Here is a 2,906-nt window from a genome sequence, read left to right as displayed (position 1 = left end):
TATGTTTCAGCAGTTCCAGATAATGATCCAATGTTCTTAAAGTTTACTGCAAAAATCGAAAACTTATTTCAATTTGCACACAACTTTTGAGATTGATCCGTAACAATTCGGTAACACTTTTTTGAGCGTTTTTATTTCTACTTTTGTACAACATTAACACTAAATAAAATGGCTAAAACACTCATTAACATTAGGTATAACCGTAGAAATAGATTAGACAAAAACGGTTTTGCATCAATTCATTTAGAATTAAGATTAAACGGAAATCGAAAAATTATAGATACAAAAATCAAGGGAAAACCGGAATTTTGGGATAATTCAAAAAATCGTTTTAAATCTTCTCATCCTAACAGCATCCAACTTAATCAGCGTTTAAATCAAATTCTTACCGATTATGAAGAATTTGAATTAAGTTTTTTAAACTCCAAAAAGCCTTTTTTTATAGATATGTTTGATGATGTTTATAAGAAAAACGATTTTTCTAATTTTAATGAGTTTTTTAAACTGGAATTAGAAAATTCAAACCTTACAGAAGCAACAAAGAAAAATCATAAAAGCACACTAAACCGCCTAAATCAGTTTAATAAAAATATTCCCATGGATGGGATTAATTTTGAATTATTGCACGATTTCGAGAGGTTTGTAAGGTCGTCAAAATGTGATGTTAAATTTAAAAATCAACCATCAAGGAAATTAAATCAAAACACAATTTATAAATATTTTAAAAACATTAAAACCTATGTTAATTTAGCGATTAATAAAGATTTAATTGATATTAATCAATATCCTTTCAAGAAATTTAAAGTTAAAAAAATCGAAAGTGAAAGACAATATTTAACGCCTTTTGAAATTGAAAAAATTGAAAATTGTATTTTAAAAAATGATTTGGAGAAATACCAATTAGCAAAAGATTTGTTTTTGTTTTCTGTTTATACTGGTTTGCGTTATTCGGATGTAATGAGTTTGGAAATTTCTAATATTGTCTTTGTAAATGGCGAAAACTGGATAATAAAAAAGGCAGTTAAAAACATTAACACTACCGAAAAGCCTGTAAAAATTCCAATTGAAACGCTATTTAACGGAAAGGCTAAAGATATTATTTACAAATATTATAAGCTTGGTAATTCAAATATATTTCCACCAGCAACAAACCAACATTTAAACCGATGTTTAAAGAAAATAGCTGAAGAAAGCAAGATAAATAAACAAATAACCTTTCATTCTGCACGGCACACAACAGCCACCTATTTACTTTATAAAGGTGCAAATATAACAACCGTTCAAAAGATTTTAGGACATACCAAAATCACTACTACACAGATTTACGGGCATATAATGGACAACACTATTTTAAATGATTTGAAAGCAATAAACTTTTAAAATTTGCTTCATTCATTAAACGACAAAATCTATAAACGCCTTAATTTAGGGCGTTTTTTGTTTGTAAACTCTTTTAATTTAAATAGCTTTTAAAAGGTGTTTAAACATTTTTTAAAAGAACTATTTAAAACACTGCATATCTTGGACAGCGTTCCTGGTGCTTGCGTTCCTGGATGCTTGGACAGCTTTTTTTATAAAAAAACCGACTAAATAAGTCGGTTTTGGGCTTGTGCGTTATAAAAAGTGAGAGTTTTTTTTAAATGATTTTAAAAAAGTTTTCTTTCAGATGATATCCGGATTCGCTCCGTGCGCATCGGTTCCGGTGCCATCGTTCAAGGCGTTGCGTTAATATCAATTTTATTTATACATTAAGTTTAAGATTAGACAAAATAACGAGCAAAAATATATTACTAAAAATGCTTCCTAAACTAATTTTAATAGTATGAAAGCATTATCAAAAACTTATAATAAAACGTAGAATTTAAATCTTTTTTAGATTGTTGTATTTAACAGATATATTCTTTCCGTTAATATCCAAATATCTGTCTAAAACAAAATCAATATTCGAATTATCGTGTATTTCTGTTATTTCGTGCAGTTTTTCAATAATAATATTTAAATTATTATTTACTTTTTCTTGTTTTTCGTTTGTAATGAAAATGGAATATTGATTTTGCCATTGTTCTAACAAACTTGGTTTTACTTCTACATTACCATTATCTACTATAAAAAAATCTGCATATTGATAAAAATTACTTTTTGGGTCATTCTCTCTAAAAATAATTTCTTGACTAATTTTTGAGATAATATTTTTTAATTCAATAGGAATGTCTAAAAGTTCAAATGTTTTACTTTTATCTAAAGTTAATCCATTTATAACCGTTGGTTCAGTTATGATTTTATTCGCGAAAAATTCTTTTGGATTAGTAAATAAATCTGATAAATCATTTTCTTCTATTGTAATTGCTTCAATATTCAAACTGATTATTTCATCAATATAAGTTTGAAAATGATTTTTGTAATAGTTGTATTCTTTTAATGTTTGATTGTAGCCATATTCATTAAAAGCTACTTTTATTGGTGTAAATTCCATACGTTTTTTTACAAAAATAATTTTAAAATAATATGTTTTACCATTATTTTAAATACTGATAGAAATTTAAAAATTAATTTATCAAAAAATAAAAATGCTTCCAAACTATTATAAAATAGTAAGGAAGCACAAAATATGTCAATTTGAAGTTAAAAACGTTCAAAAATAAATTTAAAAATTGTATATATCCTTATAGTTTTAAATATTGATATAAATTAATAAAATAATTTATTAAAGGCGTTGCGCTGACGTGCAGATGATAGCCGGATTCGCTCCAGGTGTATCGTTTCCGGTGCCATCGTTCCAGGCGTTGCGCTGATATGCAGATGATAGCCGGATTCGCTCCAGGTGTATTGTTTCCGGTGCCATCGTTCCGGGCGTTGCGTTTGGGTTCCTGTAATCGCTGGGATTCGTTCCAGGCGCATCGGTTCCG

At 27.7% G+C, this 2,906-nt stretch carries 3 protein-coding genes; 1 reads left to right on the top strand and 2 read right to left on the bottom strand.

Annotation, left to right across the window (positions count from 1 at the left end; translation table 11 throughout):
• Window positions 1-168 precede the first annotated feature (168 nt).
• Complete coding sequence (locus DRF58_RS17865) at window positions 169-1,380, top strand: site-specific integrase (RefSeq protein WP_116037295.1); 1,212 nt, start codon at window positions 169-171, stop codon at window positions 1,378-1,380.
• A 481-nt stretch (window positions 1,381-1,861) separates the two neighbouring features.
• On the opposite strand, the gene DRF58_RS17860 is transcribed toward DRF58_RS17865, so the two are convergent.
• Window positions 1,862-2,473 carry a hypothetical protein gene (locus DRF58_RS17860; RefSeq protein WP_116037294.1) on the bottom strand — a complete coding sequence of 204 codons (612 nt, stop codon included), beginning with the start codon at window positions 2,471-2,473 and terminating at the stop codon, window positions 1,862-1,864.
• A gap of 215 nt (window positions 2,474-2,688) precedes the next feature.
• Window positions 2,689-2,906 (bottom strand): hypothetical protein (locus tag DRF58_RS18640; RefSeq protein ID WP_206605242.1); only part of this gene is annotated, 218 nt, incomplete at its 5' end.

It is taken from the genome of Epilithonimonas hispanica, from assembly GCF_003385395.1.
GTDB lineage: Bacteria > Bacteroidota > Bacteroidia > Flavobacteriales > Weeksellaceae > Epilithonimonas > Epilithonimonas hispanica.
The sequence above is the reverse complement of the archived record's forward strand: the minus strand, read 5'-3'. Positions and strand labels throughout refer to the sequence as shown.